The sequence below is a fragment of the Rhizobium lentis genome (genome assembly GCF_014200175.1).
Classification (GTDB): domain Bacteria; phylum Pseudomonadota; class Alphaproteobacteria; order Rhizobiales; family Rhizobiaceae; genus Rhizobium; species Rhizobium mulingense.
The window spans coordinates 124,532-147,546 of the sequence record NZ_JACHBD010000009.1 but is presented as its reverse complement, the minus strand read 5'-3'; the positions used below and the strand labels follow the sequence as shown (position 1 = coordinate 147,546).

25 protein-coding genes are annotated in these 23,015 nt (G+C 62.4%); 10 read left to right on the top strand and 15 right to left on the bottom strand.

What is annotated here, in order from left to right; genetic code table 11:
- Positions 1-19 precede the first annotated feature (19 nt).
- From GGI60_RS21160 to GGI60_RS21145, 4 genes are read right to left on the bottom strand one after another with little or no spacing between them, the layout of a single operon-like run.
- Positions 20-784 carry an amino acid ABC transporter ATP-binding protein gene (locus tag GGI60_RS21160; protein WP_183918436.1) on the bottom strand — a complete coding sequence of 255 codons (765 nt, stop codon included), beginning with the start codon at positions 782-784 and terminating at the stop codon, positions 20-22.
- Positions 781-1,536, bottom strand: a complete 756-nt coding sequence (locus GGI60_RS21155; protein WP_097664939.1) for an amino acid ABC transporter permease — start codon at positions 1,534-1,536, stop codon at positions 781-783. The genes GGI60_RS21160 and GGI60_RS21155 overlap by 4 nt, the downstream gene beginning before the upstream one ends.
- Complete coding sequence (locus tag GGI60_RS21150; protein ID WP_183918437.1) at positions 1,533-2,240, bottom strand: amino acid ABC transporter permease; 708 nt, start codon at positions 2,238-2,240, stop codon at positions 1,533-1,535. The genes GGI60_RS21155 and GGI60_RS21150 overlap by 4 nt, the downstream gene beginning before the upstream one ends.
- Complete coding sequence (locus tag GGI60_RS21145) at positions 2,237-3,010, bottom strand: SDR family oxidoreductase (RefSeq protein ID WP_183918438.1); 774 nt, start codon at positions 3,008-3,010, stop codon at positions 2,237-2,239. The genes GGI60_RS21150 and GGI60_RS21145 overlap by 4 nt, the downstream gene beginning before the upstream one ends.
- 233 nt (positions 3,011-3,243) lie before the next feature.
- Here GGI60_RS21145 and nac point away from each other — a divergent pair, with 233 nt between their 5' ends.
- Complete coding sequence (gene nac / locus GGI60_RS21140; protein ID WP_183918439.1) at positions 3,244-4,149, top strand: nitrogen assimilation transcriptional regulator NAC; 906 nt, start codon at positions 3,244-3,246, stop codon at positions 4,147-4,149.
- A gap of 6 nt (positions 4,150-4,155) precedes the next feature.
- Here the strand turns inward: nac and GGI60_RS21135 are convergent, their stop codons facing one another.
- The 10 genes from GGI60_RS21135 to GGI60_RS21090 form a co-directional block, all read right to left on the bottom strand.
- Complete coding sequence (locus GGI60_RS21135; RefSeq protein ID WP_183918440.1) at positions 4,156-5,358, bottom strand: pyridoxal phosphate-dependent aminotransferase; 1,203 nt, start codon at positions 5,356-5,358, stop codon at positions 4,156-4,158.
- A gap of 60 nt (positions 5,359-5,418) precedes the next feature.
- Entirely contained in the window at positions 5,419-6,186 is a 768-nt protein-coding gene (locus GGI60_RS21130; protein WP_183918441.1) for a 5-oxoprolinase subunit PxpA, read from the bottom strand.
- A gap of 21 nt (positions 6,187-6,207) precedes the next feature.
- Entirely contained in the window at positions 6,208-7,203 is a 996-nt protein-coding gene (locus GGI60_RS21125; RefSeq protein ID WP_183918442.1) for a biotin-dependent carboxyltransferase family protein, read from the bottom strand.
- On the bottom strand, positions 7,200-7,907 hold the full coding sequence (gene pxpB / locus GGI60_RS21120; protein ID WP_183918564.1) for a 5-oxoprolinase subunit PxpB: 708 nt from the start codon (positions 7,905-7,907) through the stop codon (positions 7,200-7,202). The genes GGI60_RS21125 and pxpB overlap by 4 nt, the downstream gene beginning before the upstream one ends.
- The gene (locus GGI60_RS21115; protein WP_183918443.1) at positions 7,907-8,317 is read right to left on the bottom strand and encodes an acetyl-CoA carboxylase; all 411 of its coding nucleotides are present in this window, start codon (positions 8,315-8,317) and stop codon (positions 7,907-7,909) included. Before GGI60_RS21115 ends, pxpB begins: the two co-directional genes overlap by 1 nt.
- The gene (accC, locus tag GGI60_RS21110; RefSeq protein WP_183918444.1) at positions 8,314-9,708 is read right to left on the bottom strand and encodes an acetyl-CoA carboxylase biotin carboxylase subunit; all 1,395 of its coding nucleotides are present in this window, start codon (positions 9,706-9,708) and stop codon (positions 8,314-8,316) included. Before accC ends, GGI60_RS21115 begins: the two co-directional genes overlap by 4 nt.
- Positions 9,708-10,139 (bottom strand): acetyl-CoA carboxylase biotin carboxyl carrier protein subunit, encoded by a 432-nt coding sequence (locus GGI60_RS21105; protein ID WP_183918445.1) that lies wholly within the window; start codon positions 10,137-10,139, stop codon positions 9,708-9,710. The genes accC and GGI60_RS21105 overlap by 1 nt, the downstream gene beginning before the upstream one ends.
- Positions 10,140-10,337: 198 nt before the next feature.
- Positions 10,338-10,628 carry a type II toxin-antitoxin system RelE/ParE family toxin gene (locus GGI60_RS21100; RefSeq protein ID WP_183918446.1) on the bottom strand — a complete coding sequence of 97 codons (291 nt, stop codon included), beginning with the start codon at positions 10,626-10,628 and terminating at the stop codon, positions 10,338-10,340.
- Positions 10,616-10,894 carry a CopG family ribbon-helix-helix protein gene (locus GGI60_RS21095; RefSeq protein WP_064685089.1) on the bottom strand — a complete coding sequence of 93 codons (279 nt, stop codon included), beginning with the start codon at positions 10,892-10,894 and terminating at the stop codon, positions 10,616-10,618. Before GGI60_RS21095 ends, GGI60_RS21100 begins: the two co-directional genes overlap by 13 nt.
- Before the next feature lie 96 nt (positions 10,895-10,990).
- The gene (locus tag GGI60_RS21090) at positions 10,991-12,061 is read right to left on the bottom strand and encodes a LacI family DNA-binding transcriptional regulator (protein ID WP_183918447.1); all 1,071 of its coding nucleotides are present in this window, start codon (positions 12,059-12,061) and stop codon (positions 10,991-10,993) included.
- A gap of 218 nt (positions 12,062-12,279) precedes the next feature.
- On the opposite strand from GGI60_RS21090, the gene GGI60_RS21085 reads away from it, so the two are divergent.
- From GGI60_RS21085 to GGI60_RS21050, 8 genes are all read left to right on the top strand, one after another.
- On the top strand, positions 12,280-13,233 hold the full coding sequence (locus tag GGI60_RS21085) for a sugar phosphate isomerase/epimerase family protein (RefSeq protein WP_183918448.1): 954 nt from the start codon (positions 12,280-12,282) through the stop codon (positions 13,231-13,233).
- 58 nt (positions 13,234-13,291) lie between these two features.
- Complete coding sequence (locus tag GGI60_RS21080; RefSeq protein ID WP_183918449.1) at positions 13,292-14,524, top strand: ABC transporter substrate-binding protein; 1,233 nt, start codon at positions 13,292-13,294, stop codon at positions 14,522-14,524.
- A 103-nt stretch (positions 14,525-14,627) separates the two neighbouring features.
- A complete protein-coding gene (locus tag GGI60_RS21075; protein ID WP_183934850.1) occupies positions 14,628-15,515 on the top strand; it encodes a carbohydrate ABC transporter permease in 888 nt (295 codons plus the stop codon).
- Entirely contained in the window at positions 15,515-16,399 is an 885-nt protein-coding gene (locus tag GGI60_RS21070; protein ID WP_183918451.1) for a carbohydrate ABC transporter permease, read from the top strand. Before GGI60_RS21075 ends, GGI60_RS21070 begins: the two co-directional genes overlap by 1 nt.
- Before the next feature lie 7 nt (positions 16,400-16,406).
- Entirely contained in the window at positions 16,407-17,489 is a 1,083-nt protein-coding gene (locus tag GGI60_RS21065) for an ABC transporter ATP-binding protein (protein WP_183918452.1), read from the top strand.
- 84 nt (positions 17,490-17,573) lie between these two features.
- Positions 17,574-19,226 (top strand): GMC oxidoreductase, encoded by a 1,653-nt coding sequence (locus tag GGI60_RS21060; protein ID WP_183918453.1) that lies wholly within the window; start codon positions 17,574-17,576, stop codon positions 19,224-19,226.
- A gap of 108 nt (positions 19,227-19,334) precedes the next feature.
- Positions 19,335-20,249, top strand: coding sequence for a polyphosphate kinase 2 (gene ppk2, locus GGI60_RS21055; protein WP_183918454.1), 915 nt, complete (start codon positions 19,335-19,337; stop codon positions 20,247-20,249).
- A 219-nt stretch (positions 20,250-20,468) separates the two neighbouring features.
- The gene (locus GGI60_RS21050; protein ID WP_183918455.1) at positions 20,469-20,660 is read left to right on the top strand and encodes a hypothetical protein; all 192 of its coding nucleotides are present in this window, start codon (positions 20,469-20,471) and stop codon (positions 20,658-20,660) included.
- 162 nt (positions 20,661-20,822) lie between these two features.
- Here the strand turns inward: GGI60_RS21050 and GGI60_RS21045 are convergent, their stop codons facing one another.
- Complete coding sequence (locus tag GGI60_RS21045) at positions 20,823-21,698, bottom strand: aldo/keto reductase family oxidoreductase (protein WP_183918456.1); 876 nt, start codon at positions 21,696-21,698, stop codon at positions 20,823-20,825.
- A gap of 97 nt (positions 21,699-21,795) precedes the next feature.
- Here GGI60_RS21045 and GGI60_RS21040 point away from each other — a divergent pair, with 97 nt between their 5' ends.
- Positions 21,796-22,707 (top strand): LysR family transcriptional regulator, encoded by a 912-nt coding sequence (locus GGI60_RS21040; protein WP_183918457.1) that lies wholly within the window; start codon positions 21,796-21,798, stop codon positions 22,705-22,707.
- Positions 22,708-23,015: the final 308 nt, after the last annotated feature.

Genomic DNA, 23,015 nt, shown 5'->3' with positions numbered 1-23,015 from the left:
TGTTTTTGGTGCTTGGTAATCAGTGCCTGAGATCAGCGAGGAAACGCTGAGCCCGGGGATGGCGCGGATTGCTGAAGAATTCCTTTGGCGTCGCCGTTTCGATGATCTGGCCGGCATCGATGAACCAGATCCGGTCGGCGACCTCGCGCGCGAAACCCATTTCGTGGGTGACGCAGAGCATGGTCATGCCTTCGGCGGCGAGGCTCTTCATGACGGCGAGCACCTCGCCGACCATTTCGGGATCGAGCGCGCTCGTCGGCTCGTCGAACAGCATCACCGGCGGTTCCATGGCAAGGGCGCGGGCGATCGCTACCCGCTGCTGCTGGCCGCCCGATAGCTGACCGGGATAGGCCCGGGCCTTGTCGGCGAGGCCGACCCGATCGAGGAGCTTGAGGGCCTTTTCATGCGCGAGCCCGGGTGCCATGCCCTTCACCCGGATCGGCGACATCGAGACGTTTTCGGCGACCGAGAGATGCGGAAACAGGTTGAAGTTCTGAAACACGAAGCCGATCCGGCTGCGCATCGCGTTGAGTTCCTTTGCCCGCATGGCGGCATGAATGTTCTGCCCGTCGAGTGTGATCGATCCGCTGTTGATCTCCTCGAGGCGATTGATCGTGCGGATCAGCGTCGATTTTCCCGAACCGGACGGTCCGCAAATGACCACGACTTCGCCGCGTGCCACCCGCGCGTCGATATCCTTGAGGACCGGATAGTCGCCGTAGCTCTTGCAGACCTGGGAAAGCCTGATCGTCTGCGATTCCTGCGTTGAAACGGACATCGTCATAGCTGCTCCGATACGATTTTCGACGGCGTGACCACGGCAGCGGCGGGCACGAGAAGTCCCGCACGCCGCCGGGTGATGCGCCGCTCGAGGCGATTGGCGAAGTAGGTGAGCGTCCAGCAGATGATGAAGTAGACGATCGCCAGGATGAGGAAGACCTGGAAGGGCTGCGTCAGCAGCTGGTTGTTGACCTGGCTTGCCGCAAAGGTCAGATCAGGCACGTTGATGACATAGCCGAGTGTCGTGTCCTTGATCGTCGAGACGAAGGTGGAGATGATGCTCGGGATCATGTTGTAGAGCGCCTGCGGCAGGATGATGTAGCGCATCGCGCCCATGTAGCCGTGGCCGAGCGCCCGCGCCGCATCCATCTGGCCCGGTCCCAGCGCGACGATGCCGGCACGGACAACTTCGCTGAGGAAGGCGCTCTGGTAGACCACCAGCGTCGTCAGCATCGTGACGAAGCTCGGCACGTCGGCGCCGGTCAGCAGCGGAACCAGGAAATAACTCCACAGGATGAGCATCAACAGCGGCACGCCCCGGGTGAAATAGACAAGTGCCGTGACCGGCCAGCGCAGCAGCGGCGACTTGGAGAGGCGTGCGAGCGCGAAGAGGATACTGGCCGGAAAAGCGAGGGTGATGCTCAGCGCCGAAAGGATCAGCGTGTTGGCGAGCCCGCCGAGCGGTCCGTTCGGATATTGGCCAATCAGGAGCAGCAGCCAGTAGTCTCGGACGATGGCGATCATGTCCTGGATCATGCGCGCGCACTCCTAGCAGGATCGGCGCGCATCGACAGATAGGCGCCGACGCTCATGATGATCAGCGAGAAGAAGAGGTAGAGAACCGTGCCGATCAGGTAGATCTCGAAGGTGCGGAAGCTGAGGTTTTCGATTTCCTTGACGGCATGCGTCAATTCCGAGGCGCCGATGACGACGGCGAGACTGCTGTTCTTGAACAGGGAAACGCTGTGATTAATGAGCGGCGGCAGCGCGTTGCGCACGCCCTGCGGCATGATGACGAAGCGCATCGCCGAGACATAACCGTGGCCGAGGGCGCGCGCGGCCTGCATCTGGCCGTCGCTGACCGAGCGCACGCCGGAGCGAAGATCTTCGCTGAAATAGGCTGCCTGGCAGAGCCCGAGCCCGATCACCGCGAAGATTGCCTCGGCGTTATGGCTTGCCAGCCATGTCGCGACCCCGTTCGGCATCAGCGTGAAAATCCCGAAATACCACAGCATCAGCTGCACCAGGGTGGGGACGTTGCGGTGGTAGGATACGTAAGCGGCGACCAACGGATTGCCGAAGCGGAAGGGCGACAGCCGCACGCCGAGCAGCAGCAGGGCGAGTACCATCGCCAGCGACCAGGAGCCGGCATAGATGATGAAGGTCATCTGGATGCCATGCAGCAGCATGGCGGCATAGTCGGAATTTCCGAGGATTGCCGAAAGGTCGAAACCGCTCACGGCGTTGGCTCCCCGGATGGATCCGTCTTCGGCTGCGGCCTTGCGGTCTGGAGTCCGCCCATGACCTGCAGCGTCGGGGTGATCTCCATATGTCCGATGTTGACGGCGACGGGAGCTGCTATGGCGAAGGCGATCGCGTCGGCGATATCGGCCGCCTGCGGCAGCTCGAAACCATCGATGAACCGTTCACGGATGCTGGGGTCATCGCCGTGGACGTGATTGAAAATATCGGTGGCGACCCGGCCTGGGCAGATTTCGGTAACCCGCACCCGCTTGCCGAAAGCATCGATGCGCAGCTGGTTGGATAGCATGCTCACGCCGGCCTTGGTGGCGTGATAGGAGGAATTGCCGCCGAAATTATAGGCGCCGGCGATCGACGAGATGTTGATGACGTGGCCGCGGTCGCGCGCCACCATGCCCGGCACGACGAGGCGGCAGATGTGCAGAACCGCCCGCAGATTGACGTCGACCAGAAGATCGATATCGCCTTCGTCGGCTTCCAGGAATTTCTTCGGCCGGTCGACGCCTGCATTGTTGACGAGAATGTCGAACTCCACCTGGCCCGCGAGCTCGGCGATCGCCGGCCGATCGGTCACATCGATGGTATGGGTAATGCAGCCCGTGCGCTCGGCGAGCTGCTGCAGCGCTTGGGCACTGCGGGCAACGGCATGGACTTCGATGTTCTCCCGGCGAAGCCGCTCAACCACGGCTGCGCCGATCCCGGAGGATGCGCCGGTCACGAGTGCGGTCTTGTAGTCGGAGAATGGCATTGTCGTTCCCTTGTGGTTGATGAAGACAGTAGCGAAGCTTTAACCCCTTGCCTAAGACCGATTATCTCTGGAGCAATAAGCAACGGTTATGGAGCGGGGGCGGCCTGCCGAAGAAGAGAAAAGCGGTGACGTGGGTATTTTTTCGCGGCCTCGCTTCAGGCCGCGTCGCGTTGCAAAAGCAATGCGCCTCTGCAAACATGCCATCCTGAGATCAGTATGGTACCCCGATCCCCATGGACATCAGACGCCTCAAATCCTTCATCGTGATCGTCGACAGCGGCAGCATCACACGAGCTGCGGATCTTTTGCACATCGCCCAGCCGGCGCTCAGCCAGCAGCTTGCAGCACTTGAGGAGCATTTCGGCCACAAGCTGCTGATCCGCAGCCAGCAGGGCGTCAGCATGACGGATGCCGGACACGCGGTGTATCGCCATGCGCAGATCATCCTCCGGCAGATGGAGCAGGCGCAGGCCGATGCATCGGCCGCCGGCAATTCGCTTGCCGGGCGCGTCTCGGTCGGCCTTGTGCCGTTCAGCAGCGCGGCGACGCTTTCGGTCGATCTGCTGGCGGAAACCCGGAAACGGCATCCCGGTATTCTACTGCACCTGACCGAAAGCGTCGGCCAGACCTACAGCCAGATGATCATGAACGGCCGGCTGGAGATGGCGCTTCTGCATGGAACCGGGCCGATCAAGGGCGTGCGGTTCGAACCGATCCTCAGCGAAGAGTTTTTCCTGGTCGCCCATCGCGATTTTGCCATCGAAGCGGATGCGAAACCCGTTCCGGTCAACGCTCTCGACGGAATACCGCTGCTGTTGCCGCCAGCCTATAATTTCGTCCGCCGAGCGGTCGACACCGCTTTCACCCGCACGCGCACCAATTTGAAGGTCGTGGCGGAAGTCGAGATCGTCCGAACGCTCGCCCGCGCGGTCGGCAGCGGTCTCGGCGCGACGATCATGCCGAAGGCGATTGCCGATCGCATCGTCTCGGAATCGAGCGAGCCGCTGATCTGCCGGCTCGTCTCGCCGCGGATCGAAGAAACCCTGTCGCTTTGCGTTTCCGACCAGAACCCCCTGTCGGAACCGGCCCTTGCCGTCCGAGACATCCTTCTCGAGTTGACGGCGAGGTTGAAGGGTTAATAGCTGTCAGCGCATGTTCTTGCAGAATTGGGCGATCCGCGCGCAGCCGTCGGCGAGTTTTTCCATGCTTGTCGCGTAGGAAATGCGAAAGAAGGGGCTCATTCCGTAAGCTGCGCCTTGCACGGTCGCGACGTGATGCTCCTCCACCAGCGCCATGACGAAATCGACGTCGCTCTCGATCTTGCGTCCGCCCTTGCTGGTCCTGCCGATCAGCCCCGATATGTTGGGATAGATGTAGAAGGCGCCCTCGGGGCGATGGCAGCGCAGCCCTTCCACCTCCGACAATTTGTCGAGAACGAAGTCGCGTCGCGTCTTATAAATAGCGGCGCGCTCGTTCAGAAGATCCTGGGGCCCGTCCAGCGCCGCGGTCGCCGCCGCCTGGGTCAGCGTCGCGATGCCGCCGCCATTCTGGCCGTTGACGTTGCTGATAGCCGAGATCAATTCTTTCGATCCGGCGCAGAATCCGAGCCGCCAGCCGGTCATTGCATAGGCCTTGGAGACGCCGTTCATCGTCAGGACGCGGTCGTATAGTCTCGGCTCGACCTCCGCGATCGTGCAGAACTGGAAGTCGTCGTAGACCAGGTGTTCGTAGATGTCGTCGGTCATGATCCAGACATTGGGATGGCGCAGCATGACCTCGGCGATGGCGGCCATCTCCGCCCGGGAGCAGGCTGCTCCGGTCGGGTTGTTCGGGAAATTCAGGAAGAGCCATTTGGTGCGCGGCGTGATCGCCGCCTCCAGATCCTCCGGGCGCAGCTTGAAGCCGGCCTGCTCGTTGCAGGGGACGGCAACCGGCACGCCGCCGGCGAATTTGACGATGTCGGCATAGCTGACCCAGGAGGGTGTGGGAATGACGACCTCGTCGCCGGGGTTGCAGGTCGCCAGCATGGCGTTGAAGATCACCTGCTTGCCGCCGCCCGAGACGACGATCTGGCTGGCATCGTAGTCGAGATTGTTGTCGCGCTTGAACTTCCTGATGATGGCGGATTTGAGCGCCGGGGTGCCGTCCATCGGCGGATATTTCGTATCGCCGGCAAGGGCTGCCGCATGGGCCGCTTCGATCGCATGCGCCGGGGTGGGGAAATCCGGCTCCCCGGAGGAGAGGCTGACGACCTTGATCCCTTTGGCGGCCAATTCCCGGGCGCGCTGGGTCATGGCGGCGGATGCGGATATGGAAACGTTTTTCAGACGGTCGGCGATCACGGACATCGGAATGGTCCTTCGGTGAGGGATTGGAATAAAGATCGTCGGCGGGCGATCGGGATTGCGTCAGTCGGCGAGGTCGGCGGCAGGTGCGAGGGTGGCGCCCGTGGCTTCGATCTCGCCGCGCACGATGCCGGCAAGCTCGAGGGCGCCCGGCGTGTCGCTGTGAACGAGGATGGAACGCGCCGGCATGGCGATCACGCCGCCGTCGATGGTCTCGATGCTGCCGTCGAGGAGGAATTTTCGCACACGGGCGCGCACAGCGGTCTCGTCCTTGATGACGGCGCCGGGCAGCCCTCGCGCAACAAGCCTCCCGCCGGCGTCATAGGCCCGGTCCGCAAGGAAAAGCGCCAGCGTTTTCAGGCGCGCGCGTTTGGCCGCCTGTTCGATCTCGCTGCCTGAGGTGACGAAGACAACGAGACTGGGATCGACGGTTACGATCGCATCCATCATCAGGTCGGCGAGGAGAGGATCGCGGTTGACCATATTGCCCATGGCCGCATGAAAACTGATATGGGAGACCGCGACCCGCTCGGCTCTGGCGATCGCGATCAGCGCGCCGAGCTGGTAGAGCATCTGCTGGCGAAGCTCGTCCGCCTGAAAGGGTATTTCGCGCCGGCCGAAGCCCAGCCGGTCGGGCAAGCCGGGATGGGCGCCGATGCCGACGCCATTCTGTTTTGCCAGCCGCACCATCCGCCCCATCGTATCGGGGTCGCCGCCGTGGAAACCGCAGGCGATGTTGGCCGAGGAGACGATTTTCATCATCGCTTCGTCGTCGCACAGCCGGTAGGGACCAAATCCCTCGCCCATGTCGGAATTCAGATCGATCTTCATCAGTTCCTCCTTTCGCTTACCTTAGGCCATCGCCTTCAGGGCGCGCTTGACCATCCCGGATGTCAGCCTGACATCCTCGACATAGCGGGCGACGGCCTGTTCGACTGCGCGCGCCTCCGCATGCGTCGACCGGATGAATTTCAGGCGGGCGCCGATGCGGGCCTGCCCGAGCCGCCAGAGGTCGCATTCGATCACGCCGGCGACCTTCGGATAGCCGCCGGCGGTATTCGCATCGCTCATCTGCACGATGGGTTCGCCGCCGGGCGGAACTTGAATGACGCCGGGCACGACGCCGTGGGAGCGCATCTCGATGGAGGCGGTCGGCGTGATCGGCTCGCCGGACAGACGGTAGCCCGTGCGGTCGCTGCGCGAGGAAATCCGCCAGGTCTGGCCCCAGAAGGCTTCGCCGGCGCCGGCGAAAAGATCGTGCTCGCCGGCAGGCAGGGCACGGATCGGCAAGGTGTCGTCGACGGGCGCCGGGAAGACGTCGCGCAGTGCCACGGCCGGCTCGACGACGGCGAGGCCCGTGGCCGACAGCATGGCAATCTCCGCATCCTCGCCGACCGCGATCCGATCGCCTTTCGCCAGCGGCCGGCCCGCATTGCCGCCGAAGCCGCCGCGCAGCGACGTGCTGCGCGACCCCATGACAACTGGAATATCCAGCCCGCCGCCGACCGAAATATAGGCGCGCGCCAGCCGCGGGGGTTGCTTCAGTTCGAGAACCTGACCGGGCTCTGCCATATAGGCGCACCAGGGAATGAGTTCCGATCCGTCGAGGTGAGGATGACCGTCGGCGCCGGTCACGGCAAAGACGGCGCGCCGCTCGAAACGCAGGCTGAACGGGAAGGTCTGCACCTCGATCACAGCCGCATTCTCGTCATTGCCGACGAGACTATTGCCGATCCTGACCGCGAGCGGATCCATCGCGCCGCTCGCCGACACACCGATGTCGCGGTAGCCGGGACGTCCGAGATCCTGCACCGTGTTGAAGGGCCCGGTTTCCAAGATCTCGATCATAGCTCGATCCTTGCCGGCAGGAACCGCACCGTATCTCCGGGCGCCATCATGGCGGGGGACGGCGCGGTGGGGTCGAACATCTCAAGCGTCGCAAAGCCGATGGAGTTCCAGCCATTGGGGCCGGTCAGCATGGCGACGCCGGTCTGCATGCCGCCGATCGTCACGCAGCCCTTCGGCATCTTCAGCGACGGCACGGTCTTTCGCGGCATGTAGATGCGCGGATCGAGGCCATGCAGATAACCGAAGCCCGGCGCGCTGCCCAAGGCGAAGACGCGGTAGATGGCTTCATGATGGATGCGGACGACCTCGCGGTCGCTTAAGCCCGAGAGATCGCAAAGGGCCGGAAGATCGCTCGCATGTTCGCCGCCGTAATGGACGGGAATCTCGATGGTCTTGCCGTTGAGATCGATGCTCTGCGCATTCTCCCATGCCTCCAGCAACCGGGCGACCACAGCATCGGGATCTTCGGGCGTCTCCTTGAAGATCACCAGCAGGTTGGTCATCCCGGGAATATTTTCGGCAACGTCCGCCCAGCCTCTCACCGTCTGAGACAGGGCCCAGATCCGCCGTTGCGCGGCAAGATCGAAATCGCCCGGCGCCTCGAGCAGGAAGGATCTGGCCCCGATCGAGGAAACCCGCGCCCGGTTTTGGGTGGCCGGAACGATTTCGCGTGGCGAGGCATGTCTGTTCGTCGTGGCGATCATCATGGCAGCTCGATTTCGAACAGAGGGTCACCGAAGCCGACCAGGGCGCCGGGCTCGGCGAGCAGTCTGGTCAAGACGCCGGAGCGGCGGGCGCGAAGGGGAAGCAGCACATGCCCGACCCTGATGAAGCCGAGGAGATCGGCGTCGGATACGGAGCGCGGCAGAGTTTGGGGCGTGACGGCGGCGGCCGGATGTTCGGCGCAGAAATGCCCCGCCAGCGGCGCCGTCACGACGACAGTTGGGGAGCCCGGGGCGCGGAGTGCGGCTACCTGCGCGCCGCCCTCCCCTGAAATGACGATGCGAAGCTTCCGGTCCAGCCGGGAGATTTCGAGGCCCCCCACGCCGGCGGCCGTCAGCGCATCGGTGAGGAATGCAATGGTTGCGGGATCGCTGAAGTCGATGGCGCTCATGCCGCCGTCCTCCTCAGTTTCAGCCATTGCTCGAGATAGTGGATATCGGTCTCACCGCGCGCGAATGCGTGGTCCTCGAATAGGGCGCGCAGGAAGGGGATATTGGTGGCGATGCCTTCGATTTCGGTGCCGGCAAGCGCCTCGCACATTCTGGCCATCGCTTTCGCCCGCGTCGGCGCGTGGACGATCAGCTTGGCGATCAGCGAGTCGTAATAGGGCGAGACCCTGTAGCCGGGATGAATATGCGTATCGACCCGGATGCCCGGCCCCTGCGGCAAAGCGAGATGAGTGACGACGCCTGCCGACGGCAGGAATGTATCGGGATCCTCGGCGTTGATGCGGCATTCGAAAGAGTGGCCGTCGCAGGTGACATCGCTCTGGGCGAGGTCCAGAACGTCGCCCTGGGCCGCTCTTATCTGCGCCTGGACGATATCGACCCCGCTCGTCATCTCGGTGACGGGATGTTCGACCTGAAGCCGCGTGTTCATCTCGATGAAATAGAAGGCGCCGTCCTCATAGAGGAATTCGAAGGTGCCGACACCGCGGTAGCCGATCTGGCGGCAAGCCTCTACGCAGGCCATGCCGACCGGCTGGATGATTTCGGGCGCGATCCCCGGCGCCGGCGCCTCCTCCACCACCTTCTGATGGCGGCGCTGCATCGAGCAGTCGCGATGCCCCAGCCACACGGCATTGCGGTGATCGTCGCAAAGAACCTGGATCTCGATATGGCGCGGATGCTGGAGGAACTTTTCCATATAGAGGGAGGGCGAGCCGAAGGCCTTGCGCGCCTCTTCCCGGGTCAGCGCGATCGCTTCATGCAGCTGATCGGCCTTCGGCACGACGCGCATGCCGCGTCCGCCACCGCCCCCTGACGCCTTGACGATGACGGGATAGCCGATCTCCAGCGCGATGCGCTCGATTGCGGCCGGGTCGTCGGGCAGTGCGCTATCGGGACCGGGAACGCAGGGGACGCCGGCCGCCATCATCGCCCGCTTCGCCGCGATCTTGTCGCCCATGGTTGCGATCGATGATGCCGTCGGCCCGATGAAGGTCAGCCCGGCCTTTTCGATGGCGTCGGCGAATGCGGCGTTCTCAGACAGAAAACCATAACCGGGATGGATGGCGCCCGCGCCGGTCAGGCGTGCGGCGAGAAGAATGGCATCCTGATTGAGATAGCTCTTGCCCGCGGTCGAAGGGCCGATGCAGAGAAAATGGTCTGCGGTCTTGATGTAAGGCGCTTGCCGGTCCGCCTCGGAGCAGATGGCGACCGTCTTCAGGCCGAGTTCGTGGCAGGCGCGCTCTATCCGGGCGGCGATCTCGCCGCGATTGGCGATGAGGACCGTGTCGAAACGGCGTCCTGAAGCAGCGGATTGTTCAGATGTTTCCGGCATCAGGCGATCTCCGCCAGCAGGTCGCCGGTCTCGACGTCGCCATTGTCGATATCGGTCAGGTGCGTGATGCGCCCGGATCGCGGCGCGGCGATCGTATTGAAGACCTTCATCGCCTCGATGATGAACAGGGTCTGCCCTTCCTCCACCGCGTCGCCGATCGCGACGAATGGCGGCTCGCCGGGCGCCGGCGCCCGGTGCAGGACGCCAAAGACGGGCGCCTTCACCGCATAGGAGGTTTTCTCGACGCTCGAAGGCGCATCGGAGACAAGGCTTATTTTCGATCCAGGGTCTTGCGAAGGCTCGGCAACAGCGACCTCTCCCGGCGACGCGCGGAAAATCCGAACCGTCACGTCCTTTTCCGTCACGGTCAGCTCGGTAATATTCGATCGTCCGACAAAGTCGATCAGCGTCTTGATCTTCGAGAGGTCCATGTGCGTGCTCGGAATTTCAAATTCCACCGCGCAGACCTGAATTTTCAGATCGCCCGGCGTCGTGAATTTCGTAGCACGACGCGCCGGCTGATGGGGTCAGACGAAGTTTTGATGGAGTGCACTTGGCGCCCTGTGGGCGGCCATATCACCAGACGCTTGCAAATTTCCCAACCGGCCGACGGAACCTCGGAGCCCGGATCAGAACCCTGCTTCCTTCTGGTGCCGCACGGCGAGGATCGTCAAAATGTCGCCATCCACACGATAACGCGCGACGTATCCGCTCTCTCCGAAATCGATGAGCCATTCCCGGTATTGCTCGGGCAGGTCTTCGATGAGGCGTCCCATATGGGGATGTGCGCCGAGGAGGCTCACGCCTTTGAGAATAGTTTCGCCCGCCCGCCTGGCGACTAACGGATTTTTTGGGCGCAAGAACTCTCGCAGCCGCTCGAGGTCGCGGATTGCGGCCGGGGAGAAGATTACTTGTGGCATTCGGGGGCGGACAACTCGTCGTCAGTTCCCCAGGTCGAAAGCCACTTTTCGACCTCGACGCCGGTGACGTGCAGTCCCGTCGCTTCAAATTCATTCCAGGCGTCAAGCGTCTCCTGCCGCAGCGTCTCGCGCTTCTCCTCGCGCTCGACATATTGCGCAATGGCTTCGCGCATGATCCAGTGGGACGAGCGGCGGCGAGCCTCGGCCAATTGTTGGACGCGGCCCTTCAGCTCATCATCGAGCTTGAGCGAGGTCGGCGATGCCATGAGGCAACTCCTTAGCCAGAGGTAATACCTGACGCTAATTTAGGCTTCCTTGCCCTGTTTGTCCATGAATGAATTCATGAAGGAGTTCTGCCATCGTCAAGTCTTCGGAGGCGCGATGCTCTCCCGCAGGATGAGCTTGCTGCGGACGACGGTGCGCACGGAGGCCGGGTTTTGCCTCTGGCCAATGGCGTCGAGCAGGAGTTCCACTGCCGCGCGCCCCATCTCTTCCACCGGCTGCTCGATCGTCGAGAGCGGCGGCGAGGAGAATTCGCAGACCGGGGAGCCGTCGAAGGAGACGACGGAAAGATCATCGGGAATGCTCAAGCCGGCGCGCCGGATGCGGCTGACGAATGAAATGGCCATGTCATCGCTGGTGGCGATGACCGCCGTTGGTTTCTCGGCCAACCCAGCGAAATCGTCTGCCGCCTGCACGCCGATATCGAAACCATGCTGATAATCGAGACGTCCGCCCGAGCGATGCACTGCCTGCTTCGACAGGCCGGCTGCCTCAAGCGCTTCCAGCACGCCGCCATAGCGCTCGACGTCATGATAATTGCCTTCAGGTCCCGCAAGATAGAAGAACCGCCGATGGCCCAGCCGGATCAGTTCGGCGGTGACGTCGCGCACAGCCTCGCGGTCGTTGGTAATGACGCTCTGCAGGCCCGCGTCGCTCATGTCGAGCAGCATCGAAACGATCGGCAGACCGGAATTTGCCAGCGAGCGCCCATCGACCTCCGGAAGCTTCGACGACAGGATGATGGCTCCGCGCACGCTGCCGCCGAAGGCAAGGTCGAGAATGTGCCGCTCGGAAATCTCGTCGCGATCGAGGTTGGCGATCATCAGATTGTAGCCGCCTTGGATCAGCGATTTGTTGATGCTCTGCAGGACCTGCGGAATGATCTGCGAGACGCCGTAATAGAGCGATCCGGGCAGAATGATCATAATGATGTTGGATTTGCCGACCCTGAGGTTCCGGGCCATTGCATTGGGCGTATAGCCGAGCTGCTTGGCTGCAGCGTTGATCTTGGCGCGCGTCTTTTCATTGACCCGCCCGGGGTTGGCGAGCGCCCGGCTGACCGTTGATATGGCAACGCCGGCGAGCCGCGCGACATCCGCCATCAAGGCCCCTGATGGTTCTTCTCCCATTACATCCTTGTTTTTATTCAAGTCTATTTCTTTCCATCGGATGCTTCGATCTGAAACTCTAAAATATGTGCTGTCTTATAGCAAACGTTTGCCAAAAATCGCTTGCCAAAAAAAACAGCTTGGCTATCATCTTCTAATGGCAAACGATTGCCATTTCTTAATGCGTTGAAATCCATGACTTATTGGATGCGGATCTGCCCTTCCGCACGCCGGTAGGTCGTGCCTGAAATGGGTGGACTATGGCTACTGCCGAAAGGCTGCGCTTCGGCGTCGATCTCGTGACGTTCTTTCATCAAGGCTTCTGGGGCGTTGATAGCGATGATGCGATCGTTGCCTATGCGCGCGCCGAACCGCGTGCCTTCTGGGACAAGATCCTCGACAGCGTCCAGGCATCCGGCGTTACCGGTGTCGAGCTGACCTTCTCTCCCTTCAACTGGCAGGATGCGATCAAGACTTATGGCTCCGTCGACTCTTTCGCAGCCGAGCTGACAAGCCGCGGCCTGACGCTCTGCAGCGGCTTCTTCGCCGAGCTTGAGGCAGCGGGCGACTTTACCGACCCCGAGGCCCAGCACGCGCTGATTGACAAGGCGGAACGTTATGCCGACTTCTTGAAACCCTGCGGCAGCGACATCATGGTGATCGGTGCCCCGCTTCGCCAGACGCTTGGCGCCCAGCCGGTGCAGTTTCATGATTTCGACCGCGCCAAGGTGATTGCCGACTTTCTGAACCGTCTCGGCGCGACGCTCTATGCCAGGGGCGTGCGGCTGGCGCTGCATACCGAGGCGCATTCGATTTTTGCCGACGCGCGTGACGTCGACCTGATGATGCTTCTGACCGATCCCGCCTATGTGCATATGTGCCCGGATACGGCCCATATCATCGTTGCCGGCTCCGATCCCGTCCAACTCGTCGATCGGCATCACGAGCGGATGATCATCGCCCATTGGAAGGATGCGATCGGCCCCATGCCCGCCGACACCCCGATCGACAAGCATATCCATGATCGCCACCGCCCCTATTTCTGCGGCTTCGGCCTCGGGCGGGTCGACTGGCCGGCCTGGATCCGGCTGCTGCGCGACCGCGGCTATGAAGGCTGGGCGATCCTCGAACTCGATGCCGCGCCGGATCCCGTCCGCGACATCGCCAATGGGCTGACGCTCGTCCGGCAGGCGCTCCTGCCGATCTATCGCTGACAATCATTCCGAAGACGACAAACGCCCCGCAAAGAGGGCATTTTCAAGAGGTGGAACAATGAAGATCATGATGAAACTTTTTCTTGCCGGTGCGGCAGTTGCCGGCCTCTGTGCTTCGGCACGGGCCGAGGACAAGCCGACAATCGAGATGATGTCGTCCTGGACGTCGGGCGGCGAAGCGGCGGCCTTGAACGTCATCAAAACCGAATTCGAAAAGCGCGGCGGCGTCTGGAAGGATTCCTCGATCGCCGGTTTCGGCGCGGCCGATGCCGCCTTCCAGAACCGGATCGTCGCCGGCGATGCGCCTGGCGCCAAACAGGGCGTCATCGGCCTTGCGGCTGCGGATTTCGTCGGCCAAGGCCTGTTCAACCCGATCGATGATGTGGCTGCCGCCGGCAAATGGGCCGACGTCCTGCCGAAATCGATCACCGATCTCATTTCCTATGACGGCAAGGTCTATCTGGCGCCGACGGGTGCCCATGGCGAAAGCTGGGTCTTCTATTCCAAGGAAGCCTTCGACAAGGCCGGCATCGCCGAGGAGCCCAAGAGCTGGGACGCGTTCTTCGCCGATCTCGACAAGCTGAAGGCTGCCGGCGTGGTTCCGGTTGCCTGGGGCGGTCAGCCCTGGCAGCAGACTAAGGTTTTCAACATGATCCTGCTGTCGCAGGTCGGGATCGACGGCTTCCTGAAGATCTATGTCGACAAGGATAAAAGCGAGGCTTCCGTCGAGGGTGTGAAGAAGACCCTGGAAATCCTCGGCAAGCTGCGCGCTTATGTCGACGCCGGTGCAGCCGGCCGTAACTGGAACGACGCAACGGCCATGCTGATCACCGCCAAGGCCGGCGCGCAGTTCATGGGCGACTGGGCCAAGGGCGAATTCACCGTCGCCGGCAAGGAGCCGGGCAAGGATTATGGCTGCATGATTGCGCCGGAGTCGAAGGGCATGGTCTATATCGCCGACTCGCTCTGGTTCCCGAAGACCAACAATGCCGCGACCGACAAGGCGCAGAAACTTCTCGCCGAGGTCGTCATGGATCCTGCCGTCCAGGTCGAGTTCGCGCTGAAGAAGGGCGCGGTGCCCATGCGCACCGACGTCGACAAATCGAAGCTCGATGTCTGTGCCCGGAAGGGGGCGGAGCTGATGGCTGCGGGCGCGATCGTGCCGGACCAGGCGATTGTGCTCACACCCCAGCAGGTCGGCGCGCTCGACGACTACGTCGACGAATTCTGGAGCGGCGGATCGAATGACCCAGCCTCCGCGGCCGAGAACTTCTTCGCCATTTTCGAATAGGATAGTGCCGTGGCGACGGTTTGATCCGACGTTACGGCTGCCGGCCGCTGCCATCGCGCGGCGGCGGCGCGCGCCCCTTTCATCTGTCGACGAGCTCTGGCCGATGTCCTTCAAACGCAAGCCTAACTCATCCGCCACTATCGCTCTGCTGCCGACATGGTTCGTCGCGGTAGTGGTCTTCATCGGCACCATGGCGTGGTCGATCCGCCTGTCCTTCACCAATTCGACGCTTTTCCCATCCTCGACCTATGTCGGCCTTGCGCAGTATTCGAAGCTCTTCTCTTCCGCCAAATGGCTCGCTTCTCTGCAGAACGTGCTGGTCTTCGGCGTCCTTTACGTCGTCGGCTGTCTGCTGCTCGGCTTTCTGCTGGCCGCAGCGCTCGACCGCAAGATCCGCTTCGAAAGCGCCTTCAGGACAATATTCCTTTATCCCTACGCCATGTCCTTCGTCGTGACCGGGCTGATCTGGCAATGGATGCTCAATCCGACGCTCGGTATCCAGGCGAGTATGCGTTCGCTCGGTTGGGATAGCTTCGTGCTCGACTGGGTGGTCAATCGCGACATGGCGATCTACGCGTTGGTGCTCGCCGGCATCTGGCAGGGTGCGGGGCTGGTCATGGTCATCGCGCTTGCCGGCATGCGCGGCATCGAGGCCGAGCAATGGAAGGCGGCGCGGATCGACGGCATTCCGGTCTGGCGGATCTATGTCTCGATCATCCTGCCTCAGCTCGGGCCGGCGCTGGCGGCGGCCGGCATGCTGCTCGCCATGGGCGTGATCAAGACCTACGACATCGTCGTCGCCATGACGAATGGCGGCCCCGGCAATGCGACTGAGGTGCCCGCGGAATTCATCATGGACAATCTGTTCGGGCGTCAGAACCTCGGACTTGCCACAGCTGGCGCGACGGTGCTCGTCCTCGGCGTGATCATCGCGGTCGCCCCTTTCCGCTATGCGATGCATATGCGCGCCAGAGCGAAGGGAGCCGCCTGATGGCCGCTCCTTATCCGAACGGCCCGAAGCCGGCACGGCTCACCGCCGGGCGCATCGGCCTATACACCTTCCTGGTCGTCGCAGCACTTTTCTTCCTTCTGCCGCTCTACACCATGGTCGTCACCTCTCTGAAATCGATGGACGAAATCCGGCTCGGACAGATCTTCGCGCTGCCGGCCAAGCTCGATTTCTCCGCCTGGGCGACCGCCTGGTCAGGCGCCTGCATGGGAACCGTCTGCGTCGGCATTCGGAGTGGCTTCTGGAATTCGGTGGCAATAACCCTTCCCGCGGTCGCGCTCTCGGTCTTCATCGGCGCCGTCAACGGCTATGCGCTGTCGCTCTGGCGGCCGCGCGGGGCAAACCTGCTCTTCGGCCTGCTGATGGCCGGCGGCCTCATCCCCTACCAGATCTTCCTCTATCCGATGGTCCGGGCGATGGCGAATATCGAGCTCTACAATTCGCTTGCCGGCATCATTCTCGTGCATGTCATCTTCGGCCTGCCGCTGGTGACGCTACTCTTCCGCAACTATTTCGTCAGCGTGCCGGAAGAGCTCTGTAAGGCGGCGCGCGTCGACGGCGCCGGCTTCTGGCGCATCTTTTTCGAGATCATGCTGCCGATCGCCGTGCCGATGGTGGTCGTCGTTTCGATGCTGCAATTTACCGGCATCTGGAATGACTTCCTGCTCGGCCTCGTCTTCGCCGGGCGCGATAATCTGCCGATGACCGTCCAGCTCAACAATATCGTCAACACCACGATGGGCGAGCGCACCTACAATGTGAACATGGCGGCGACGATCCTGACCGCCATCGTCCCGCTTGCCATCTATTTCCTGTCCGGCCGCTGGTTCGTGCGTGGCATCGCAGCCGGCGCAGTCAAGGGGTAACGCTTCCATGCAATCCGCCGTCTCCGTCAAGGATCTGAAGATCGCCTATGGCCACCATACGGTGATCGAAAAAATGTCGATCGATATTGCCCCGCAGGAGTTCCTGGTGCTGCTCGGCCCTTCGGGCTGCGGCAAGTCCACTCTGCTGAACGCCATTGCCGGCCTGCAGGAGATCGTTGCCGGCGAGATCTGGATCTCGGGCAAGAACGTCAGCTGGGAGGAACCGAAAGACCGCGGCATCGGCATGGTCTTCCAGTCCTACGCGCTCTACCCGCGCATGTCGGTTCGCAAGAACCTTTCCTTCGGCCTTCGCGTCGCCGGTCTGCCGAAGGCCGAGATCGAGGCCCGTGTCGCCCGTACCGCCGCGCTTCTCCATCTCGACACACTGCTCGACAGACGCCCTGCCGAGCTCTCCGGCGGCCAGCGCCAGCGCGTCGCCATCGGCCGGGCGCTGGTGCGCGAAGTCGATGTCTTCCTCTTCGATGAACCGCTGTCGAACCTTGACGCTAAGCTGCGCAACGAATTGCGCGTCGAGATCAAGAAGCTGCATCAGCGCCTCGGCAACACCATGATCTACGTGACCCATGATCAGGTCGAGGCCCTGACCCTTGCCGATCGCATCGCTATCATGCGCGACGGCGTCATCCAGCAGCTTGCCTCGCCGGCCGAAATCTATCGCCGCCCGACCAATCTCTTCGTTGCCGGTTTCATCGGCGCGCCGGCGATGAACTTCGTCGAGGGCCGGATCGAACGGGGCCACGGCGCGCTAATCTTTCGAAGCAAGGGGCTTGCCGTCGATCTCTCCGGTTATTCCTTTCAAGCAGCAGCGGCGGAAGGACCGGCAACGCTCGGCTTTCGCCCCGAGCATCTCGTGCTCGACGGAGCGGCAGGTAGCCTGCCCACCATTTCCGGCCGCGTTTCCGTTGTCGAGCCGATGGGGTCTGACGCGGTCGTCTGGTTCGACTGGGCCGATCAAAGCCTCTCGCTCAGGCTGATGGGCGATGTGGCCCTGCAGCCGGGCGACGCCGTGGCTCCCGGGCTCGATATCGCCAAGGCGTCGCTCTTCGGCGCCGACGGGTCGCGGCTCTGATGGGCCGCCCCTTGGTTTTCTCGCAATCGCCGGCGCGCTGCCCTCCGCTTTGAGCAATTGCTCCAGAACAGGATTTGGAAAGACATGTCTGAGATCGTCTATGATGCGCTGGTGATCGGCTCCGGCGCGGCGGGTTCCTTCGCGGTCAAAGAACTGACGGCGCAAGGGCTGTCGGTGTTGCTTCTGGAGGCCGGTCCGGCCGTTGGGCCTGGGGATTTCGACCCGGCGCGCAAGAAGGCGCCCGCCAGCAGCATCAATATCTGGGAGCGTGCGCGCGCCACGATCAAGGGGCAGCCGATCCAGGCGCGCGCGGCCTTCTTTACAGAGCGCTTCAGCCACTTCTTCGTCAACGACCGCAAGAACCCCTATACGACGCCGAAGGGCGAGCCTTTCCTGTGGATCCGCGGCCGCCAGGGCGGCGGGCGTCTGCACAGTTTCGGCCGCGTGCTGCTGCGCTGGACCGACGACGATTTCAAGATCCGGTCGCGCTCTGGAAAGGGCGTCGACTGGCCGCTCTCCTATGACGAGCTCACGCCGTTCTACGACGAAGTGGAGACCTATCTCGGGCTCTACGGCAACAAGGACGATGTGCCGACGCTGCCGGACGGGATCTATGCCAATCCGGCGGGTCTGACGCCCGCCGAACAGATCTTCAAGCAAGCGGTTGAAAGCCGTTGGCCGCAGAGGCGCGTCGTTTCCTGGCGCTACATCGCGCCGGACGCCGAACGCATGCCGCGGCCGCTTAAGGATGCCAAGGCCACCGGCCGGCTGACGGTCCGCTACGACGCCGTCGTTCGCCGCATCACGACGGATGAGAAAACCGGCCGCGCAACCGGCGCGGAATTCATCGACCGCAATACGGGTGAGATATCGATGGCCCGTGCCGCGACGGTGGTGCTGTCGGCCTCGCCGATCGAGAGCGTGCGGCTGCTCCTCAATTCGGCCTCGGCCCAACATCCCGACGGCCTCGGAAATAGCTCAGGCGTTCTCGGCCGCTATTTCATGGATCAGCTTCCCTGCCTCGCCTTCGGATCTTTTTCGAAGGCGAAAGGTTGGGCGCCCGACGAATCCGCTCCGACCGACCCGTTCTACAATCCCTCGGGTGGGATCTTCATCCCCCGTTTCGGCGAGGGTGACGCGGCCCGCGGCGATTTTGACTACCAGGGCAGCGTCGGCCGGGCGCCTGTTTCCGGGGACACCGATGCGCGTCTCGCCTTCTTCGGCTTCGGCCGCATGCTGCCTTATGCCGACAACCGCATCACCCTCGATGCCAGGCGCAGAGACGCCTGGAACATTCCCGTGCCGCATATCCGCTGCGTCATGCAGGCGGAGGAGCAGGCGTTGCTTCGCCAGCAGGAGGAAACGCTGATCACCATGGTGAGCGAAGTCGGTGGTGAGCTCGAATTCATCGGCTCGCCCACCGGCCTCAAGGAGATGGGCAAGGGCGCCTTTCCCGACACGGACGCCTTCAGCCGCTTCATGTTCCGCACATGGTTCCGCAAGACCATGTGCATGGGCGCGGCCATCCATGAAACCGGCGGTGCGCGCATGGGTGAAAGCCCAGAAGCGTCGGTGCTCAACCCCTACAACCAGGTCTGGGATGCCCCAAACCTCATCGTTACCGACGCCAGCGCCTTCCCCGGCAGCGGCATCGCGGGCACGACGCTTACCGTCATGGCCCTGACGATCCGCGCCTGCCGAAACCTTGCCGATCGATATCGGGCGGGGCAGCTCTAAGCTGCAGTTGGAACGAGAGACGGGCGTAACCGTTTCAGCTCGATCAGTGGCCGTCATATAGCCTTCGTACTGACATGCTCCTGTCAAAACAACAGGAAGGAAAAAACCATGGCTCAAACACCGCAGGACCAACTCGACCGCATAAAGGCCGAAATCGCAGACAGCTTCGATGAGGAGCTGGAAATGCAGATGGAGGAAGACCGCCTAGACGATCTGGTCGCCGAGGGAATGTCGGAACCTGCCGAGCAGACGCTCGAGCGAAAGATCTACTTCCGCGAACTCTTCCGGCTGCAGCACGAACTGGTGCGGCTGCAGGATTGGGTCCAGCACAAGAAGCTGAAGGTGGTGGTGCTTTTCGAGGGCCGGGATTCGGCTGGCAAGGGCGGCGCGATCAAGCGCGTCACCCAGAGGCTCAATCCGCGCGTCTGCCGCACCGTCGCACTGCCCGCCCCGACCGAGCGTGAGCGCCATCAATGGTATTTCCAGCGTTACGTTCCGCACCTGCCCACAGCCGGCGAGATCGTGCTCTTTGACCGCAGCTGGTACAACCGCGCCGGCGTCGAGCGCGTGATGGGGTTCTGCACCCCCGACGAGCTCGAGGAATTCTTCCGCTCGGTGCCGGAATTCGAGCGCATGCTCGTCCGCTCCGGCATCGTGCTGATCAAATACTGGTTCTCGATCACCGACGAGGAGCAGGAATTCCGCTTCAAAATGCGTATCCACGATCCGCTGAAGCAGTGGAAGCTTTCACCGATGGACATGGAAAGCCGTGTCCATTGGGAGGAATATACCAAAGCCAAGGAAGAAATGCTGGCGCGCACGCACACCAAGGAGGCGCCTTGGTGGGTGGTGCAGGCCGTGGACAAGAAACGGGCGCGGCTGAACTGCATCGCCCATCTTCTCGAGCAGATCCCTTACGAGGATGTGCCGAAACCGGAAATCGAGTTGCCGGATCGCATCCGCCATGATGATTACATTAGGGCGCCGGTTCCGGCTGAAATGTTGGTACCAGAGCGCTATTGAAGCATAGCCGCGCCGGATCGGCTCCCGGAGCATGAAGCCAGGGGTCGCATGGTCCCTGGACCCTTCTGTATAAACCACGAGGCGCACCAAGCTTGCCAACCATCAGCAGGTGCTTGCCGCGCAAAAATTGTGGATTTTATCTCGATACCCGTTCTGTTTGCTCTAGCCTTGCTCGGGTGAGGCGATGGACCAAGCTCATCTGGCAACAGGAGGTCGATCATGACACGTCGTTCGAAGCTGATTATCCAAGAGGTCGCATTGTCGGCCGTCTTGGCGGCCGGCGCCGTGATCGGCATTCCCAAGTTAACCGATCCGAATACGGCGGCCAATTATCCCCTGGCAATCGGGGTTTTTCTGACGATGTCGGCGGCCTTCGTGGCCTATGAACTTATCACCGGAAAGTCGTCCTGATGATCAAGCGACTTGCCGAGGCAGAAGCGTCTTGAAGTTTTGACCTGGCCGCGCATCGGATCACGATCAGTCGGCTTGCCGAAACATCGATAATCCGCAGTCCGCCGGCTAGCCGCGCGAGGCGTGGCGTAACGGTAGACCGTCTGCGGCCATCACATGCCGTCAGGCAGCGATATCGGCCATCCGGTTCATTTCCTCGATGGCTTCATCGGGCAGCACGAGGCCGGCGGCGGCGAGGTTTTCCCTGAGATGGCCAACGGAGGAGGTGCCGGGGATCAGCAGGATGTTGGGCGCGCGACGCAGCAGCCAGGCGAGTGCCACCTGCATGGGTGTCGCGTCGAGGCGTGCGGCAACATTGGAGAGCGTCGAGGACTGCAGCGGAGTAAAGCCCCCGAGCGGGAAGAACGGCACATAGGCAGTACCCTCGCGGGAGAGTTCGTCGATCAGGCGATCGTCTGCCCGATGTGCCAGATTGTACTGGTTCTGCACGCAGACAATGTCGGTGATTCCGCGCCCCTCGGCGATCTGTCTCGATGTGGCATTGCTTAAGCCCACGTGGCGGACCAAGCCTTGTCGTTGGAGATCTGCAAGCACCGTCAGCGGCGCTTCTATCGACCCTTCAGCCGGGCCATGCACGTCGAACATGATCCTGAGGTTGACGACGTCAAGCACGTCAAGGCCGAGATTGCGGAGGTTGTCTTGTACCGCCTGCGTCAGCTCATCGCGCGAGAAAGCCGGAATCCAGGATCCGTCCGTGCCGCGCCTGGCGCCGACCTTGGTGACGATGACGAGATCATCGCGATAGGGGTGGAGGGCCTCGCGGATGATCTGGTTGGTGACGTGCGGACCGTAGAAATCGCTGGTATCGATGTGATTGACACCGCTGGCGACCGCCTCGCGCAGCACCGCAAGCGCGGCGCCACGATCCCTGGGCGGGCCGAATACGCCGTGCCCGGCGAGCTGCATGGCGCCATAGCCAAGTCGCTTCACGTTGCGGTCGCCGAGATTGAAGCTGCCGGCCTCATCGATAATGGACATGATCTCACTCCTTTCAAGAGGTGAGGCCGAGACTACGCCTTGGCGGAGCGTGTGATAATCGGGTACAATCCGTACAGGCCGTGCGGAGTAGCGAACAATGAAAGCAGATTTGAGTGATCTCAATGCCTTTCTCGCCGTGGCGCGGGCCGGCGGTTTTCGCGAAGCGGCGCGGGCCAGTGGCAGCAGCGCCTCTTTTCTCAGTGAAGCGGTGCGTCGCCTGGAGGCTGAGCTCGGGGTCAGACTGCTCAACCGCACGACGCGCAGCGTCGTTCCAACCGAAGCGGGCAAAGGCCTGCTGGAACGCCTTGGCCCTGCTTTGACGGAGGTGGAGGCCGCGCTCGACGTGGTCAACCGATTTCGCGACAGGCCGGCCGGTTCTCTGCGGCTCAACGTGCCGGTCAGCGCGGCGCGCCTGGTGCTACCGGCCATCGTTCCGCCATTCCTCGCCGCCTATCCCGATATCCGCCTCGAGATCGTCGCCGAGGAGAGCTTCGTCGACGTGCTTGCTGCAGGATGCGACGCCGGCATTCGTTACGACGAGCGGCTGGAGCAGGATATGATCGCAATAGCGATCGGGCCGCGCCAGCAGCGCTTTGCCACTGCCGCGTCCCCCGACTATCTCGACCGCCATGGCCGGCCGCAACATCCGAGCGAACTCCTCGGCCATGCCTGCCTGCTGGGCCGGTTTGACAGCGGTGCGCTGACGACGCCTTGGGAATATGAACGGGACGGCGAAGTGGTACGGGTCGAACCAACAGGGCCATTGATCGTCAAGGTCGGCGGGGCGACCGATCTGTCTGTCGACGCCGCCATAGCGGGCACGGGCGTGATCAGCATTTTCGAAGACTGGTTGCGCCCGCATTTTGACAGTGGGCTTCTCGAGCCCATTCTCGAACCGTGGTGGCAGCGCTTTTCCGGGCCGTTTCTCTATTATCCGGGACGGCGCCTGGTGCCGGCACCGCTCCGCGCCTTCATCGATTTCGTCAAGGCGTCAGCTAACCCGGCTTGAACGAAGTTGCCCGGCGTCGGTCACGAGAACATGCCCGTGAAACCTGCGGCGACCTCACGAATAGGCGGCAGCAATAACGATATCGCCTCTGCTTTCCTGATGCTCTGTCGAGTCGTATTTTCAGCCGAAGGAAACCGTCCTGCGGTTGCCTTCGAACCCATGGAAGTCGAAGGCTCTAAACGACAGGCCGGTATCGCTTCGAGAACGGAACGCTGCAGATCCGGGGTTCGATATCCGAAGAATATCGAAACCCCTTCGGAAGGCGGTTCTCGGCCACACCAAAGACATCCTTTTGCACCGTCACCGTC

Coding starts and splice junctions, on each gene's coding strand:
- GGI60_RS21160 (WP_183918436.1), bottom strand. CDS start 784: ATGACGATGTCCGTTTCAACGCAGGAATCGCAGACGATCAGGCTTTCC.
- GGI60_RS21155 (WP_097664939.1), bottom strand. CDS start 1,536: ATGATCCAGGACATGATCGCCATCGTCCGAGACTACTGGCTGCTGCTC.
- GGI60_RS21145 (WP_183918438.1), bottom strand. CDS start 3,010: ATGCCATTCTCCGACTACAAGACCGCACTCGTGACCGGCGCATCCTCC.
- nac (WP_183918439.1), top strand. CDS start 3,244: ATGGACATCAGACGCCTCAAATCCTTCATCGTGATCGTCGACAGCGGC.
- GGI60_RS21135 (WP_183918440.1), bottom strand. CDS start 5,358: ATGTCCGTGATCGCCGACCGTCTGAAAAACGTTTCCATATCCGCATCC.
- GGI60_RS21130 (WP_183918441.1), bottom strand. CDS start 6,186: ATGAAGATCGATCTGAATTCCGACATGGGCGAGGGATTTGGTCCCTAC.
- GGI60_RS21125 (WP_183918442.1), bottom strand. CDS start 7,203: ATGATCGAGATCTTGGAAACCGGGCCCTTCAACACGGTGCAGGATCTC.
- pxpB (WP_183918564.1), bottom strand. CDS start 7,907: ATGATCGCCACGACGAACAGACATGCCTCGCCACGCGAAATCGTTCCG.
- GGI60_RS21115 (WP_183918443.1), bottom strand. CDS start 8,317: ATGAGCGCCATCGACTTCAGCGATCCCGCAACCATTGCATTCCTCACC.
- accC (WP_183918444.1), bottom strand. CDS start 9,708: ATGCCGGAAACATCTGAACAATCCGCTGCTTCAGGACGCCGTTTCGAC.
- GGI60_RS21105 (WP_183918445.1), bottom strand. CDS start 10,139: ATGGACCTCTCGAAGATCAAGACGCTGATCGACTTTGTCGGACGATCG.
- GGI60_RS21100 (WP_183918446.1), bottom strand. CDS start 10,628: ATGCCACAAGTAATCTTCTCCCCGGCCGCAATCCGCGACCTCGAGCGG.
- GGI60_RS21095 (WP_064685089.1), bottom strand. CDS start 10,894: ATGGCATCGCCGACCTCGCTCAAGCTCGATGATGAGCTGAAGGGCCGC.
- GGI60_RS21085 (WP_183918448.1), top strand. CDS start 12,280: ATGGCTACTGCCGAAAGGCTGCGCTTCGGCGTCGATCTCGTGACGTTC.
- GGI60_RS21080 (WP_183918449.1), top strand. CDS start 13,292: ATGAAGATCATGATGAAACTTTTTCTTGCCGGTGCGGCAGTTGCCGGC.
- GGI60_RS21075 (WP_183934850.1), top strand. CDS start 14,628: ATGTCCTTCAAACGCAAGCCTAACTCATCCGCCACTATCGCTCTGCTG.
- GGI60_RS21070 (WP_183918451.1), top strand. CDS start 15,515: ATGGCCGCTCCTTATCCGAACGGCCCGAAGCCGGCACGGCTCACCGCC.
- GGI60_RS21065 (WP_183918452.1), top strand. CDS start 16,407: ATGCAATCCGCCGTCTCCGTCAAGGATCTGAAGATCGCCTATGGCCAC.
- GGI60_RS21060 (WP_183918453.1), top strand. CDS start 17,574: ATGTCTGAGATCGTCTATGATGCGCTGGTGATCGGCTCCGGCGCGGCG.
- ppk2 (WP_183918454.1), top strand. CDS start 19,335: ATGGCTCAAACACCGCAGGACCAACTCGACCGCATAAAGGCCGAAATC.
- GGI60_RS21050 (WP_183918455.1), top strand. CDS start 20,469: ATGACACGTCGTTCGAAGCTGATTATCCAAGAGGTCGCATTGTCGGCC.
- GGI60_RS21045 (WP_183918456.1), bottom strand. CDS start 21,698: ATGTCCATTATCGATGAGGCCGGCAGCTTCAATCTCGGCGACCGCAAC.
- GGI60_RS21040 (WP_183918457.1), top strand. CDS start 21,796: ATGAAAGCAGATTTGAGTGATCTCAATGCCTTTCTCGCCGTGGCGCGG.